This window comes from uncultured Thiodictyon sp., from assembly GCA_903837595.1.
Lineage (GTDB): Bacteria > Pseudomonadota > Gammaproteobacteria > Chromatiales > Chromatiaceae > Thiodictyon.
In genome coordinates this window covers 1-14490 of sequence record CAILVI010000446.1, presented here as the reverse complement: position 1 = coordinate 14490, position 14490 = coordinate 1, and the positions used below count along the sequence as shown (strand labels likewise).

The window sequence follows — 14490 nt, the reverse complement described above, 5'->3', positions numbered from 1 at the left end:
TTTGCCAAGCAGGCCGATCAGATATGGAGCGAAGCCGAGCGGCTGGACTTCATCACCTGGATTGCTTGTCACCCGTTGGCTGGCGATGTGATCCCCGGGGCGGACGGCGCGCGCAAGGTGCGCTGGTCACTGTCGGGCATGGGTAAGCGCGGCGGGGTCCGCGTGATCTACTTCAACCGTTCGGCCGCGGGCCTGGTCGATCTGGTGGCGATCGACCGTAAGTCCGATCAGTCGAACATCCGCTCCGCCGACATTCCGGAGCGCGACACCTGAGCACGATGCCACTGGAGCAGGTCGCACAGGCGATCGAAGCGGATGCCGGCGAGGAGATTGCCGGGCTGCGCGAATCGCTCGCGGAGATGGCCGCCGATGAGCGGGGGCGCAGCTACACTCGGGAGCAGCTCGCCCTGCGCGCGGCCCGTACCGCCTTGGGCTTGTCCCAACCGGCCTTTGCCCGGCTGCTGCAAACCCCGGTCGGCACCGTGCGCGACTGGGAGCAGGGGCGCTTTCCGCCCCCCGGCAGTGCGCTGCTGGTCGCACGACTGGCGGTTGAGCATCCCGAGGTGTTGCGGCCTTATGCCGCGGCCAGTTGATCGCGCGGCGCTGGCGGTCTCGCCGCACCCCCAACGGTGGGCGAGGTTAAACCCGCTGCTGGGCGTCGATCAAGGTAAAACCCAAGCGGCTCGGCCGGCTCGCGCTGCGCTTGCGCTGCGCTTGCGCTGAGGCCGCCCCACCCCGGGGTCACTGCCGGTCAATACTCCTGAGGCAACTCCTTCAGATCGGCCCAGGAATAGACCGGGCCCTTGGTACAGACATAGTCCTTGCCGAGGTTGCACCGGCCGCACTTGCCGATACCGCACTTCATCTTATTCTCGACGGTGGTGTAGATCTGCTCGTCCTGGAACCCCAGGGCATGAAGGTTCTTGATCACAAACTTGATCATCGCCGGCGGACCGCAGGTGATGGCGATGGCATCCTCGGGCGATGGTTCCTTCTCCATCAGGTTGGCGGGTACGAATCCGCAGAATTCCTCCCAACCGTCTTCGGGACTATCGACCGACAGATAGACCTCGGCCGCGCCGCGGAGCTTTTCCAGCTCGGAGCGATACATGATGTCGCGGGGACTGCGTCCGCCGTAAAAGACCGTGATGTCGCCGAAGTCCTCGCGCTTCGTGACCGCGGTCTGGATCACCGGCCAGATCGGCGCGAGCCCGCAGCCGCCGCCGATGAAGACCAGATGCTTGCCATGCCAGTCGTTCACCGGAAAGCTGTTGCCGAAGGGGCCGCGAATCCCGACCAGGGCGCCGACGGCCAGTTCATGAAAGGCGGAGGTGACCCGCCCGGCGCGCATGATGCTGAACTGCTTGTAGCCATGGACCAGCGGCGAGGAGGCGATGGAGATCATCGACTCGCCCCGTCCGAAGATCGAGAGCATCGCACACTGACCGCACTTGTGAGAGAAACCGTCCCCGTCGATGAATTCGAGCCGGAAGGTCTTGATGGCGCGCTCGCCCGGCACCTCCTCATGGATATCGACCACGCGCGCCAGTTGCGGCAGATAACTATTGCCCTCCATCCTGTCTCTCCCCGCTGCTTTAGCTGTCGGCCGGTTGCATGGCGGCGGCCTCGGCGGCCACCTGATTGACGACGGTCACGATGTCGATCCCGACCGGGCAGGCGGTGATACACCGGCCGCACCCGGTACACTGGAAGACGCCGTGATTTTCAAAATAATACTGGAACTTGTGACTGACCCGCTGGCGCAGCCGGGCACCGAGGTCGGGCCTGGGATTGTGCCCCGAGGTGTGCATGGTGAAGTCGGGAAACTGGCAACTGTCCCAGGTCCGCACCCGGCTGCCGCACACCGGGGACTGGCTGGCCACCTCGTCGTTGATATCGAAGCAGTGACAGGTGGGGCAGAGGAAGGTGCAGATCCCGCAGCCGATGCACGGCTGGGCCAGGCGCTCCCACAGGGCCGATCCGAAACCGGCCTTCAGGCGCTCGGGCACTGCCTGCGGCGCTGCGACCGCGCGTTGGGGATGCGCCAGCGCCGCGAGGCGCCGCTGCTGCGCCTCGGCGCGGTCTTGCGCGCCCGCCTCGGTCAGCACCCCCTGCCCTGCCGTCATCAGGGCCTCGCCAACCGGGGTCAGCGCCCGCACCAGGTAGCGGTCACTCAAATCGATCATCAACACGTCCAGCCCCGCCTCACCGAAGGGCGAACCACCAACGCACGTGCAGAAACAGTGGCGGCTGGGCGGGCTGTTACAGGCGAGCCCCACATAGGCCAAGGTGCCGCGGCGCGCCTGGTAATAGGCGTCCGGGGCCTCCTCGCCGAAGACCTGGTCCAGGTGCGTGAGACCCTGGCCGTCGCAGGGGCGCACACCAAACACCACCCGGGGCGCGGGCCTCGGGACCAGCGGGGTCAGCCGGGGCTGGCCGTCCGGGGTCTCGTCGAAGGTGAAGAAGACCTCCCGCTGGGGAAAGGACTGGCCCTTGGGCGGCTGCACCGTGTTGGGGTGCCCCAGCGTCAGGCTTGCCTCACCGCCCGCGACCGGGCGATAGGCCCAGAGTCCATCCTGCAACGCGGGGGCGAGCACGGTCCAGTCGGCGAGCGCGGCGACCAATGCGCCGAGCCGGCCCTTATCGAGTATTCGCTCCATTGGGCTACCTGATGAAGTCATTGGGGTCGTCGTCGCGGAAGGACGACAGGAGCGCCGCTACCTCGACGCTGGCGCCGGGTTCATAGCCGAAGCGCTCGCGCGATTCCCGCTCCATCTTGGTATTGAGCAGGCGCAGCGGTATGCGCACGGGACAGACGCGTTCGCATTCGCCGCAATCGATACAACGGCCCGCAAGGTGCAGCGCCCGGGTCAGGTGATAACCGATGTTATCCGACCGGCTGGCCGAACGCTCGATCCAGCGCAGGCGGTTGGCCTTCTCCTGCGCGGTGGTGTCGGGCGTTACCACGAAGGAAATACTGTCCACCATGCACTCCTCGCAGTAGCACATCGGACAGACGCTGCGGCAGGCGAAACAGCGGATACAGCGATCAAACTGCCGGGACCAAAAGTCCCAGCGGGCCTCCACCGAGTCCGCCGTCTGTTCGAATCGTTGCAGTTCGGCGAAGGGGTCGGACATGGCCGGGGTCAACGCCTGGCCACGCCGCTCCTGCTCGCGCGGTTCCTTCCCGAGCAAGGTGTCGTGGACCTTGGGACAGGGATTGCGGCACTCCAGGCAGCGCTCGGCCATCACCCCGGCGGCCGGCAGCCGCCACTGCTGGTGCCGGGAGGACAGCACGAACGCGTCACCCTCAAAGTCCACCGCCTCCAGGTCTTGCGGATCGATCCCCTCGGCGGCGCCGGCCAGCTTGCGCTCATCGAGCATGCCGCTGGATTCGCAGGAGAGGCCGATGATGTAAACCTCATCGCGCTGGACATAGTTCTCCTGCATCAGCACCACGATGGCGCGCGCGTCGCAGCCCTTGGCCAGGATACCGATCGGCCGATCCGGCGGCCCGCGCAGCACGCCCCGGCGCCGGCGGTCCTGGACCAGGTAAAGGGCCAGGTTGTGGACGCAGGAGGGGTCCCACACCAGGTCCTGCGCCTCCTCGGACCGTGTGATGACGACCGGCTCGGCGGCCCAGCCGCGCGTGCCGCGCCGATACCCGATCACCGCGCGCACCTGACCGCCCTCCAGCAGGTCCCGCGCGCGGGTGCGAAGTTCCTCCGGATCGATCACGGGCGTTGCCCCTGTAACTTGTCCTGGGGCCCCAGTGGCCTCAGGTCGGCGACGAAATCGGTAATGACCTGGGCGAACTTGGCCCCCTCGGCGGCGGATACCCAGGACATCCGAAAGCGCTCCGGCTCCAGCCCGATGAATTCCAATAGCTCTTTCACCAGGAACAGCTTGCGGCGGGCCAGGTAATTACCTTCGAGATAGTGACAATCCCCGAGATGGCAACCAGAGACCAAGACCCCGTCGGCCCCCTTGCGAAAGGCGGTCAGGATGTATTGCGGCGAGACGCTGCCGGAACAGGGCACCGTAATCGGCGTCGCATTGGCCGGGTATTGGATACGCGATACCCCCGCGAGGTCGCTGCCCGCGGACGAGCACCATTTGCACAGAAATGCGATGATCCTGGGCTCGTAGGTTGTCTTGGGGTCTTCTGACATGGTATACCGGTCAATCGATTGACAGCGGGCCTGGTGCCCGCGAATGAACGCAATGGGATAGGCAACGCCCTACACCCGCAGCACCGCCTCGATCATCTCTTTCATCTGCAAGGGCGTCGAGTTCTTGACCTGGATGGCGGCACGCAGACAGGAGGTCACACAGCTGCCGCAACCCTCGCACAGTACATCCGTCACCACCGCCTTGCCATTGACCAGACGGATCGCATCGTAGGGACAAGTATCGACACACATCCGACAGCCGGTGCAGAGCCGGGAGCGCACCGCCGCCACGGTGGGCGCATGACTGAGTTGTGGCTGGGACAACAAGCCAATCGCCTTGGCGGCCGCCGCGCTGGCCTGGGCGACCGTCTCGGGGATGTCCTTGGGTCCCTGCGCGGTTCCGGCCAGAAAGACCCCGGCAGTCACGCTTTCCACTGGCCTGAGCTTGGGATGGGCCTCGGCCAGAAAACCGTCCTTGTCGCGGCTGATCTTGAGCGTCTTCGCAATGGCGGCGGTGCCGGCGGACGGCTGCATGGCCAGGGCCAAGACGACCAGATCGGCCGCGATCTCCACATTCTGCCCCGACAGCGTATCGGTGCCGAAGACCCGGACCTTATCCCCGTCCTGGTAGACCCGCGAGACGCGCCCGCGCAGATACATGACCTCATCCTCCTCCATGACCCCCTGCACGAACTCCTCGTAGCCCTTGCCACCGGATCGGATATCGATATAAAAGACGTAGGCGCGACCGTCCGGGACCTGATGCTTGAAGAGCTTGGCATGCTTGGCGGTATACATGCAGCAGATCTTGGAGCACCAGGCACAGTGACGTGCCGGATCGCGCGAGCCGACACATTGGATGAAGACCACGTCCTTGGGCGCCCGGTGGTCGGATGGGCGCAGTATCTTGCCCTTGGTCGGTCCGGAGGCCGAGCAGAGCCGCTCGAACTGTAGACCATCGAGCACGTCTTCGATCGCGCCCAGGCCATACTCGCCGAGCTGCTGCTGACCGTAGAGATCGAAGCCGGTGGCCACCACGACCGCCCCGACCTGTTCCACCACCGTCTCGGGCTTGCGGTCGTAGGCAATCGCCCCGGCCTCGCAGACATCCCGGCACTTACCGCAGACCACTGGATTGAGCCCGAGACAACTCGCCGCATCCAGGGTGTAAGTGGCCGGAATGGCCTGGGGGTAAGGCATGAAGATGGCGCGCCGCGCACTCAAACCCAATTCGTATTCGTTGGGGGCCACCACCGGACAGACCTGGGCACAGTCATCGCAGAGCTTGCACAGGTCCGGGTCCACATAGGCGGCCTGCCGGCGAATCCTGACCTGGAAATTCCCCACGTAGCCCGAGACCTTTTCCACCTCGCTGGATACCATCAGGGTAATCCGCGGGTGCCGCGCCACCTCGACCATCCGCGGTGACAGGACACACTGAGAACAGTCAAGGGTCGGGAAGGTCTCCGACAGGCCCATCATGCGCCCCCCGATGGTCGCCTGCCGCTCCACCAGCACGACCTCTAACCCCGCCGCGGCCAGGTCGAGCGACGCCTGAATCCCGGCGATACCCGCGCCCACCACCAGGACCCGTCGCGTCACCCCAATCGCAATGGCGTCGAGTGCGCGGTTGCGTCCGAGCCGACGCACCGCGACGCGCGAGATGCGGATCGCCTTCTCGGTCGCCTCTCCCGGGTCCCGATGCACCCAGGCGCATTGCTCACGGATGTTGGCGATCTCGCAGTCGAAGGCGTTCAGCCCTGCCGCCTTGGCATTCTCACGGAAGGTGCGTTCGTGCAGATTCGGGGAACAGCAGGAGACCACCACGCCGTCGAGCGCGTTCTCCTTGATCGCCGCAATGACCGCGTTCTGACCCGGGTCCGAGCACATATAGGCGTGGTCGCTGGTGCATACCACGCCGTCCTCGGCCGCCATCACCGAGGCCACCTGCGCGACGTCGACCGTGCCGGCAATATTGTTGCCGCAATGGCAGACGAAGACGCCGATCCGCTTACCGCTCATGGTGCCGCGGCACCCCGCGCCTGGACGCCGTGCTCGTAGCCCTTCTCGAAGGCACTGATGTTGACCTTCAGGAAGCGGCCCGGAACCAGGCCGGGGAGTGCCCTTTTCATCGCCTCGGCGGTGACCACCCCGGTGACCGCGGTAAAAAAGCCCAGTGCGACCAGATTGGTGAACAGGCGGTTGCCGATCGACTCGGCCACCCGGGTCGCCGGGACCCGCCACACCTGCAACCGCGGGTCATGGTCGCCGAGCTTCACCAGGTCTTCCTCGACGATCAGAGTCCCGCCGGGAATCACTTCCGGGTGATACTTGTCATAGGCACCTTGGGACAGCGCCATCAACACCGCCGGGGCCGTGATATAGGGGTAGAGGATCCGCTGCGCCGATACGACCAACTGCGCGGAGCAGGCGCTGCCGCGGGCCTCCGGACCGAAGCTCTGGGTCATGGTCGCGAACTTGTCGTCGTAGAGCGACAAGGCCTTGCCGGTGATCAGGGCGCAACGGATGATGCCCTGCCCGCCGAAACCGGAGAAACGGATCTCGGTGGTGCTCATCATGAGTGCCCGCCCGATACCGGCCCGGCCGTCACCTGGTCCTCGGTCTTTTTCGCCTCCGCGGACTTCTTTTCCGGCTCCGTCTTGCCGTATAGCTGGTAATCGTCACCGATGACCTTCGCGTTGCACCGCGTCACCGCATCCAGATAGGTCGGCTTCTCGCGATCGACGAACTTGCCCACGGCGATCTTGCCCTGCAACTCGATCGCCGTCTCGCGGGTATCGATGCCGTGGAGTATCTCCGAATTGTTCTGGTAGTATTGCAGTGCATCCACCCCGTCGCCGAGCCGGTTGCGCCGCAGATAGAGCGTCGTACAGGGTGTGATCACCTCGATGAACGAGAACCCGCGCCGGGTCAGCGCCTCCTCCACGGACTGGGTGATGTTGCGCGCGTGCAGTGAGGTCCAGCGTGCGACATAGCTGGCCCCGCAGGCGTCCGCCAGAAACGGCAGGGTCAGCGGGTATTCATAATTGCCGTAGGGGGTGGTCGATGCGGTGGCCGACCCCGGCGTGGTCGGTGTCACCTGCCCGCCGGTCATGCCGTAGGTGAAGTTGTTGATACAGATCACCACTAGGTCCATGTTCCGCCGCGCGGCGTGAACGAAGTGGTTACCGCCGATACTGATCAGATCGCCATCGCCACTGATGACGACGACCGTGAGTTCCGGGTTCGCGAGCTTCAGCCCGGTCGCCACCGGGATGGCCCGGCCATGGGTCGCATGGATCGAGTCGAAATTGACATAGCCCGCGACCCGCCCGGAGCAGCCGATCCCCGACACCACGGCCAGCTTGTCCTGATCGACTCCGCTGCGCCGCACCGCATCGATGAAGCAGGTCACCACCGACCCGATCCCGCACCCGGGGCACCAGATGTGCGGCATGCGCTCTGTGCGCAGCATGGCAGCGAAGCGATCCTCGCTCGGGACATCGGCAGTCATGACGTTCATCGGCACGCCTCCTCGATCGCCTGGGTGATGACCGCGGGGTCATGCACGGCACCACCGCAATGATTGACGCTAATGACCCGGCAGCGCCCGGCGGCGCACCGTTCGACCTCGCGGACCATCTGTCCGTAGTTGATCTCGGCGACCACCATCGCCCGCACCTGGCCGGCCAGCTCGCGGATACGCCGCTCGCAGAAGGGCCAGACGGTGATCAGCCGCAAGGCCCCGACCTTGATGTCCTTCTTGCGCGCCTCGGCAATGGCGCGCACCGCGATCCGCGAGGTGATGCCGTAGGAGATAACCAGGACCTCGGCCCCTTCGACCTGGTCCTCTTCCAGCCGGATGATGCACTCGGCATTCCCGTTGATCTTCTCGATCAGGTGGGTGACGACGACCTGATTCTGCGCCGCCGTCATCACCGGATAGCCGCGCTCGTCGTGCGTCAGGCCGGTGATGTGGAAGCGATACCCAGCCCCGGCGCGCGCCATCGGATGCCCGCCCTGGGAATCGAAACGATAGGGACGAAAGTCCTCCTTGGGCCCCGTGAACAGGTTGCGCTCGACGACCTTGATATGATCCGCCGGAGGGATCACCACCTTCTCATGCATATGACCCACGGTCTCGTCGGTCATGATGAAGACCGGGGTGCGATAGGTCTCGGCGAGGTTGAATGCCTCTACGGTGAGGTCGAAGCATTCCTGCGGGCTGTCCGGGCACAGGGCGATGATATTGTAGTCGCCGTGGGATCCGAAGCGCGCCTGGAACATGTCCTGCTGGGCGGTGAGGGTCGGCAACCCGGTGGAAGGACCACCCCGCTGGACATTCGCCAGCACAATGGGGGTCTCCGTCATGGCCGCCAGCCCGATGTTCTCCATCATCAGTGAAAAGCCGGGGCCGGAGGTGACCGTCATCGCCTTCTGGCCACCCCAAGCCGCCCCGATGAGCGCGGCGATGGAGGCGATCTCGTCCTCCATCTGAATGAACATGGCACCGACCTCTGGCGCCCGCTCGGCGAACCGCTCGGCGGTCTCGGTCGAGGGCGTGATCGGATAGCCCGCGAAGAAGCGGCAGCCAGCCGCCAGGGCACCCTCGGCGATGGCATGGTCGCCGTCCATGAAATGGGCGCCGGAATCGACCCCTCGGGGATCCGCATGTACAATATTCACTGCGCCAGTCGCTCCACTCGGATAGCAAAATCGGGACAAATCAGCTCACAGAACGAGCAGTCCCGGCATTGCTCCGGGGCCTTGACGTAGGGCGGATGATAGCCCTTGGCGTTGAACTCGCTGGAAGTGTCCAACACATTCATGGGACAGAACTGGACACAAAAGCCGCAGCCCTTGCACAAGTTCTTGTTGATCAGGACCCTTCCCTGGACCGGCTGCAGGTTACCGAACAGCATAGCGGTGGTCTCAGAGTAAGCCGCGGGCGGTCAGCGTCGCCCGTGGGTCGGTCCGATGGCGTTCCAGCCGCAGCACGTCCTCGCCGCAACCCAATGCCAACGCCATCAATTGGGTGAAATAAAAGACCGGCAGTGGCGCCAGATCGGGGTCGAGGCGGCGGGCGTCGGCCTGACGATCATCAAGGTTGTAGGCGCAGAGCGGACAACTCATCACCACCAGGTCCGCACCATGACTCGCCGCCGAACCCATGATACGGCGCGTGCGTTCCGCGATGATCCCAGGATCCGCGACCACCTGGTAGGCCCCGCAGCACTCGGTCTTCAAGGGGAACGCAACCGGCGTGGCCCCCAGGGCCGCCATCAGGTCTTCCATCACCTTAGGATTCTCGCTGTCGTCGATGGCCGCCGCGCGCGGCCGCACCAGGAGACAACCGTAATAACAGGCGACCCGCAGACCCGAAAGCGGGCGTTCCACCCGTGCGGCCAACTGCGCGAAGCCGATACGATCACGCAGCAATTCGAGCAGGTGCAGTACATCGAGGTCTCCGCGATAATCGGTCTGCTCCAGTGACAGGAATCCGTTCACCACCGAGAGCGCCTCTGGGTTTTCACGCAGATGCAGATTAGCACGCTTCAACGTGCTGTAACACATGGCACAACCGGTCATGAAGGCGTCGGCATCCGCCTCCTTGGCGCGAATCAGGTTGGTAATGGGGGCCATCCGATGGATCAGGTCGTCGGACGCCAGGCCATGCACCGTCCCGCAGCAGTTCCAACGATCCAGTTCCGTGACCGTAAGCCCCAGGCGGGTACAGGCGGCAATGGTGGAATCATCGAAATTGACGGCGTGATTCTTGAGCGTACACCCCGGGAAGTAGCTGATCCTCATGGCTCTTGTTCCACCTTCAATCACGAGGCTGCAATCACGATGTCAGCTTGCGCATGGCGCTGATCAGGGCAATGGGCGGTAGCGAGGCGAGGCGCTCAGCCGGCAGTGCCGAGACCTCGAGCCGGTCGTCACGTCGGTTGGAGCGCAATACGACCTCCCGCACCGCCTCGATCACCTCGGCGATGCGCACGCCCTTGGGACAGCGGCCGTTGCAGGTCATGCACGACACGCAGGCCCAAATGGCCCGCGACCCACACAGCGCCTCGGCCAGCCCCAGTTGGGCCGAGCGGATAATCTGATGGGGGAGCAGATCCATATGGTCAGCCATTGGGCAACCGGCCGAGCAGTTGCCGCACTGATAGCACGCGAGCAGGCGCTGTCCGCTCAGGCGTTCGACCTGGTCCACGAAGCCGCGGTTCGACCGTTCGGGGTAGATGCGTACTGGAACACTCATGGAAGCTCCGCGGACCGGTCAGAACTTGGCATCCAGGCGAAACTCGGGCGCGTCGAGCCAGATGCCGACATTGAGCACGCTATCGAGTTGGGCCTGGAGACAGTCGTAATGGAAACGCTCTTCTTCCGCGAGTTCCTGCAAGAGCGCCCGCTGGCGTGGATCGGCGGCATGCTCAATGAGCCCGTTGAAAAAGGACAGGGCGCGCCGCTCCAGCTCCATGGCGATGCGCAGGGCCTGGGTATCGTCGGCGACCGCACCGTGGCCACGCGCCGCAACCGCGGCCTCCAGTTGGGCAATGATCGGGGATTTTTGCGTATTCGCCGCCTCTTCGGCCGCGATCCGCCGCCATTCGGATACGCCGACCAGGTCGGAAAACAAGGCACCCAGCTCTTCAAAATGGTTCTGCTCCTGGTCGGCCAGGCGCAGGAACATGCGCTTGCCGCTCGGATGCGCGGTGACACTGGCGGCCTGGCGGTAAAACTCCCGTCCATCCAGTTCCAGCCGGAGCGCACTGCGGATGAGGCCGATCAGGGCATCGCTCGGGTGAGGATTCATCATACCGATGACCCCCGATCCGGGTGCAACCGGTTGCGCAAACCCGTGGCACCTGGGGTGAGGCGACCACGTTTCGCCCATTGACGACTCTGGACATCCTCCGGTGCGTAGGACGGCAACAGGACGGGTGTCACCAGCGCGGTGTCGATGCCCGCTGCCGCCAGCTCACGCTCATGCGCCTCTACATGACCCAGGGTCATGCGGCCCAGCTTGGCCTCGGCGGCATAGGCCGCCGCGAAGCGACCCGCCCGCTGACCGAAGACGTTGTAGTCCAGCACGGAATTGCCCATCAGCCGGTTTCGCCCATGCACACCCCCACTGGCCTCCCCTGCAACATAGAGACCGGGGATGCTGGTCTCGCACCGGGCGTTGATTTCCACCCCGCCGTTCTGATAGTGCAGCGAGGGATAGACGAGGATCGGCTCCTGGGTGATATCGATTTTGTAACGGAGGAACTTGTGGTGATGCGCGGCAAAATGATGGGCGACGAATCCCGGGCCGTGCAACTGATCGATGATCGGGATATCGAGCCAGACCCCGAGCCGGCCCGTGGGGGTCTCGACCCCGCCCCCGTGGTGGCGGCATTCGCGGATGAAGGCCGAGGCCTCGATATCCCGCGGCTCCCTGGGAAAAACGAACAACTCGCCGTCCTTGTTCAATGGCTGGCCCCCGGCCCCGCGCACCTTTTCGGTGACGAGAAAGCCCGCGATCTGTTCCGGGAAGGCCGCACCCGTGGGGTGATATTGAACCGAGTCCATGTAGATCAGCTTGGCCCCAGCCCGGTAGGCCATGACCAGCCCGTCGCCCGTGGCGCCATAATGATTGGTGGTATCGAAGCCGCGGATATGCAAGCGGCCGAACCCGCCGGTCGTGATCGCGGTGGCCTTGGCCCTGACGATCAGGAATTCCTCGCTGTCGATGTTGTACAGCACCGCACCGGCGCAACGCCCGGCATCATCGAGGATCAATTCGACCGCGGGCATGAACTCCTGCACGGTGATGCGATCCGGATGGTTGCGTACCTCGTCCATCAGCGTGCGCATGATCATCGCACCGATATGGTCGCGGCACGAGAGCATACGCTTGCGTGAGGTCCCCCCGCCATGCAACACCTGGAGGCTCCCGTCCGGCTCCTTGTCCCAGACCACCCCCAGGTCCTCCAGCCATTGGACGATCTTGGGCGCATCCTCCGTGAGTGCGCGGACAAGCTCCGGTTTGTTGGCGAAATGCCCGCCCCCGATGGCGTCCAGATAGTGGCGGGGCGGCGAGTCGTCGCGCGCCACCGCGGCCTGCATGCCGCCCTCGGACATCATCGAATTCGCATCGCCGATGCGCAACTTGGTGGCAATGACGGAGCGCATGCCGTGCTCCTGCATAGCCACCAGCGCCGCGCTGCACCCGGCGCCCCCACCGCCGATGATGAGCAGATCGGTCTCGATATCCGGGCGATCGAGATTCACCCGATCGGCACGCAGCCATGAGTGCGACTCCAAGAGGTCCGCCACCTCGGTGGTCAGCATCTCGCCGCGATTGGGTCCGACGCGCACGGGCCGGCGCGCGTCTGATGTGAAATCGGGGTGAAACCCGTTCAGGACCGCGGTACGCTCGTCCGCGTTCATGGGCGGGAATACGGGGTCCGGGGTCCTCGCGAGGTCCAAACGCCGCAGGCGGGTCTCGGCGACCTTGCGTAGCGACTCGGCCATATAATCGGGATACATGCGGCGGCTCTCTGGCTAGTCTTCGGCGTCGTCGTCGGCGGGCGCGTAATAGCGCTGGGACAGGGCCTCGGGCGTCATCGCCATCAGGCCGAGATACTCCTCGTCAAAGACCCCGGCCTCGATCGCCGCGATACGCTCGCCCAACTCCGGACTCTTCTTGCTGAGGTAGCGCCCATACAGGCGCTTGGCCAGCGTGGCGACCAGGGGCTGGGTGATCTCCGCGGGGCAGCGCAGCATGCAGAGCCCGCAGGCGACGCAGTAATAGGACAGATCCAGGATCGCGGGGATGTCGCCCCGCTTGGCCGCCTGGACATAGTCCATGACCCGGATATCCTGGGGACAGGAACGCGTACAGGTATTGCACCCGACGCACCGGAACACCACCGGATAGGTCTGGGCAATGGCGCTCAGGTCGGGCTTCAGGTCTGCAATCGAATAGAGTGCCTTACCCGCCGGGACCGAAGGGATCTGGGTCAGGGTCATCCCGTCCTCGACCAGCGTGGTGCAGGCAAGCCCGGTGCGCACACGATAATCGTTGGCGACCCGGTAGATGGTCGCGCAGGCGCCGCAGTAGCCCTCACGGCAGCCCGCGCCGCGGATGATCTGATGCCCGGCGTATTCGATGCCCCCCATGATGGTCGCGGTCGCCGGCACCTGGCAGGCCTGTCCCATGATATAGACGGTGACCATCTGCTCATGGGGCTGCGCATGGGGCGCCTCATGGACCGATCGCGGCGCGCCCTGCCCTGAGGCAGGCGCCAGGTCAGCTGACCCGTCCGACGCGCAAGCGATCGCCATTCGTCTTACCCTCGCCCAGAAACCGAAAAGCGGGAGACGGTACGCCGGCGCGCGCCGCCCAAGGATGCCGGTGATCGCAAAACAGGTCTGACGGTTCCGGTGCGTGACACCCCGGCAAGGTTAGACGCACTCAATACTCCGACGCGAGAAATTGTAATAGTAGTTGCCCCCTCCGAACAACTGCAGCAAGAAAGATGTATTGCTGCGGTGCAATATGGTTTTTCCGCAGACATCGGGACGGGGGCGCTTGTCGAGGCGGCTCGCTATGCGACTCTATGACGCCCTCTGGACCGTCATAACATCATGTAAGTGAAAAAGATGCTGACCTACTGAGATCCCAAAGAGCCGAAAAAAAGGTCAAAGGACGCAAGCGCAACCTGGTCGTCGATACGCTGCGCCTACTCCCCTGGCGGTCATCGTGACGGCGGCCAACGTACAGGATCGTGATGCGGCCCCGACGCTGTCGCCCACGCGGGACAAATATCCCAGCGTGCAGACGCTTTACGTCGACAGTGCCTATGCCGGTCAATTTGCACAAACCGTGGAAGATCTCCACGGCATCCGCGTCGAGGTCGTTCGCCACCCGGGGAATAAAACGATCGGGCAGTGGCAATCCGACGATGCGTCTAAACGCATGCCCGTCACGGCGAACGCCGATGGCTTCGCTCCTCTGCCGAAACGCTGGATTGTGGAGCGGACCCATGCCTGGAACGAGCGCGCACGTCGCTTGATCATGCACCATGATCGTCTGCTGCCCGTGTCAGAAGCATGGGTCTGGCTCGCTGAGGCACGAATCTTGCATTGACGGCTGACGGCGACGGCTTGATTTTGTCTATACCCTCGTGTCCCTCCGGCAAGGCTGCATGAAATCGCGTCCCTGGCCCGGTAGCGTAGGAGCCCCGTTTTTGGTGATCCGGAGGCTCTACGATGTCACTGTCACTCCCCGCCGCGGCCGATCTAGCGCAGACGGCCGCGGCCTTTG

16 protein-coding genes and 1 pseudogene are annotated in these 14490 nt (G+C 64.5%); 3 read left to right on the top strand and 14 right to left on the bottom strand.

The window, feature by feature from the left end; translation table 11 throughout:
* Nucleotides 1-273 (top strand): DNA-binding protein (locus QZY44_RS26585; protein WP_295455218.1); only part of this gene is annotated, 273 nt, incomplete at its 5' end.
* A gap of 5 nt (nt 274-278) precedes the next feature.
* Nucleotides 279-593: a helix-turn-helix domain-containing protein gene (locus QZY44_RS26580; RefSeq protein WP_295455216.1), complete on the top strand. Its 315-nt coding sequence runs from the start codon at nt 279-281 to the stop codon at nt 591-593.
* Nucleotides 594-751: 158 nt separating this feature from the next.
* Here QZY44_RS26580 and QZY44_RS26575 read toward each other — a convergent pair whose 3' ends face one another.
* From QZY44_RS26575 to QZY44_RS26510, 14 genes are all read right to left on the bottom strand, one after another.
* Nucleotides 752-1576, bottom strand: a complete 825-nt coding sequence (locus QZY44_RS26575; RefSeq protein WP_295455214.1) for an FAD/NAD(P)-binding protein — start codon at nt 1574-1576, stop codon at nt 752-754.
* A 19-nt stretch (nt 1577-1595) separates the two neighbouring features.
* Nucleotides 1596-2660 (bottom strand): 4Fe-4S dicluster domain-containing protein, encoded by a 1065-nt coding sequence (locus QZY44_RS26570; protein WP_295455212.1) that lies wholly within the window; start codon nt 2658-2660, stop codon nt 1596-1598.
* Nucleotides 2661-2664: 4 nt separating this feature from the next.
* A complete protein-coding gene (locus tag QZY44_RS26565; RefSeq protein ID WP_295455210.1) occupies nt 2665-3738 on the bottom strand; it encodes a 4Fe-4S dicluster domain-containing protein in 1074 nt (357 codons plus the stop codon).
* Nucleotides 3735-4172, bottom strand: a complete 438-nt coding sequence (locus QZY44_RS26560; RefSeq protein ID WP_295455208.1) for a hydrogenase iron-sulfur subunit — start codon at nt 4170-4172, stop codon at nt 3735-3737. The genes QZY44_RS26565 and QZY44_RS26560 overlap by 4 nt, the downstream gene beginning before the upstream one ends.
* 69 nt (nt 4173-4241) lie before the next feature.
* Complete coding sequence (locus QZY44_RS26555) at nt 4242-6194, bottom strand: CoB--CoM heterodisulfide reductase iron-sulfur subunit A family protein (protein WP_295455206.1); 1953 nt, start codon at nt 6192-6194, stop codon at nt 4242-4244.
* A complete protein-coding gene (locus tag QZY44_RS26550; RefSeq protein WP_295455204.1) occupies nt 6191-6751 on the bottom strand; it encodes a 2-oxoacid:acceptor oxidoreductase family protein in 561 nt (186 codons plus the stop codon). The genes QZY44_RS26555 and QZY44_RS26550 overlap by 4 nt, the downstream gene beginning before the upstream one ends.
* The gene (locus tag QZY44_RS26545; RefSeq protein WP_295455198.1) at nt 6748-7695 is read right to left on the bottom strand and encodes a 2-oxoacid:ferredoxin oxidoreductase subunit beta; all 948 of its coding nucleotides are present in this window, start codon (nt 7693-7695) and stop codon (nt 6748-6750) included. The genes QZY44_RS26550 and QZY44_RS26545 overlap by 4 nt, the downstream gene beginning before the upstream one ends.
* Complete coding sequence (locus QZY44_RS26540; RefSeq protein WP_295455196.1) at nt 7692-8858, bottom strand: 2-oxoacid:acceptor oxidoreductase subunit alpha; 1167 nt, start codon at nt 8856-8858, stop codon at nt 7692-7694. The genes QZY44_RS26545 and QZY44_RS26540 overlap by 4 nt, the downstream gene beginning before the upstream one ends.
* The gene (locus QZY44_RS26535; protein WP_295391254.1) at nt 8855-9094 is read right to left on the bottom strand and encodes a 4Fe-4S dicluster domain-containing protein; all 240 of its coding nucleotides are present in this window, start codon (nt 9092-9094) and stop codon (nt 8855-8857) included. Before QZY44_RS26535 ends, QZY44_RS26540 begins: the two co-directional genes overlap by 4 nt.
* 10 nt (nt 9095-9104) lie before the next feature.
* Nucleotides 9105-9983, bottom strand: coding sequence for a CoB--CoM heterodisulfide reductase iron-sulfur subunit B family protein (locus QZY44_RS26530; RefSeq protein ID WP_295455193.1), 879 nt, complete (start codon nt 9981-9983; stop codon nt 9105-9107).
* A gap of 34 nt (nt 9984-10017) precedes the next feature.
* On the bottom strand, nt 10018-10437 hold the full coding sequence (locus QZY44_RS26525) for a 4Fe-4S dicluster domain-containing protein (RefSeq protein ID WP_295455190.1): 420 nt from the start codon (nt 10435-10437) through the stop codon (nt 10018-10020).
* A gap of 18 nt (nt 10438-10455) precedes the next feature.
* A complete protein-coding gene (locus tag QZY44_RS26520; protein WP_295455188.1) occupies nt 10456-10995 on the bottom strand; it encodes a ferritin family protein in 540 nt (179 codons plus the stop codon).
* Entirely contained in the window at nt 10992-12710 is a 1719-nt protein-coding gene (locus QZY44_RS26515) for an FAD-binding protein (protein WP_295455186.1), read from the bottom strand. Before QZY44_RS26515 ends, QZY44_RS26520 begins: the two co-directional genes overlap by 4 nt.
* Nucleotides 12711-12725: 15 nt before the next feature.
* Entirely contained in the window at nt 12726-13400 is a 675-nt protein-coding gene (locus QZY44_RS26510; protein ID WP_295455185.1) for a 4Fe-4S dicluster domain-containing protein, read from the bottom strand.
* A 452-nt stretch (nt 13401-13852) separates the two neighbouring features.
* Between QZY44_RS26510 and QZY44_RS26505 the strand changes: the two are divergent.
* Nucleotides 13853-14313 (top strand): annotated as a pseudogene (locus QZY44_RS26505) (transposase); the annotation flags it as partial.
* Nucleotides 14314-14490: the final 177 nt, after the last annotated feature.

Excerpts from the sequence above, each read along its gene's own strand:
- QZY44_RS26580 (WP_295455216.1), top strand. The coding sequence starts at position 279 with ATGCCACTGGAGCAGGTCGCACAGGCGATCGAAGCGGATGCCGGCGAG.
- QZY44_RS26575 (WP_295455214.1), bottom strand. The coding sequence starts at position 1,576 with ATGGAGGGCAATAGTTATCTGCCGCAACTGGCGCGCGTGGTCGATATC.
- QZY44_RS26570 (WP_295455212.1), bottom strand. The coding sequence starts at position 2,660 with ATGGAGCGAATACTCGATAAGGGCCGGCTCGGCGCATTGGTCGCCGCG.
- QZY44_RS26560 (WP_295455208.1), bottom strand. The coding sequence starts at position 4,172 with ATGTCAGAAGACCCCAAGACAACCTACGAGCCCAGGATCATCGCATTT.
- QZY44_RS26555 (WP_295455206.1), bottom strand. The coding sequence starts at position 6,194 with ATGAGCGGTAAGCGGATCGGCGTCTTCGTCTGCCATTGCGGCAACAAT.
- QZY44_RS26550 (WP_295455204.1), bottom strand. The coding sequence starts at position 6,751 with ATGATGAGCACCACCGAGATCCGTTTCTCCGGTTTCGGCGGGCAGGGC.
- QZY44_RS26545 (WP_295455198.1), bottom strand. The coding sequence starts at position 7,695 with ATGAACGTCATGACTGCCGATGTCCCGAGCGAGGATCGCTTCGCTGCC.
- QZY44_RS26535 (WP_295391254.1), bottom strand. The coding sequence starts at position 9,094 with ATGCTGTTCGGTAACCTGCAGCCGGTCCAGGGAAGGGTCCTGATCAAC.
- QZY44_RS26530 (WP_295455193.1), bottom strand. The coding sequence starts at position 9,983 with ATGAGGATCAGCTACTTCCCGGGGTGTACGCTCAAGAATCACGCCGTC.
- QZY44_RS26525 (WP_295455190.1), bottom strand. The coding sequence starts at position 10,437 with ATGAGTGTTCCAGTACGCATCTACCCCGAACGGTCGAACCGCGGCTTC.
- QZY44_RS26520 (WP_295455188.1), bottom strand. The coding sequence starts at position 10,995 with ATGATGAATCCTCACCCGAGCGATGCCCTGATCGGCCTCATCCGCAGT.
- QZY44_RS26515 (WP_295455186.1), bottom strand. The coding sequence starts at position 12,710 with ATGTATCCCGATTATATGGCCGAGTCGCTACGCAAGGTCGCCGAGACC.
- QZY44_RS26510 (WP_295455185.1), bottom strand. The coding sequence starts at position 13,400 with ATGGTCACCGTCTATATCATGGGACAGGCCTGCCAGGTGCCGGCGACC.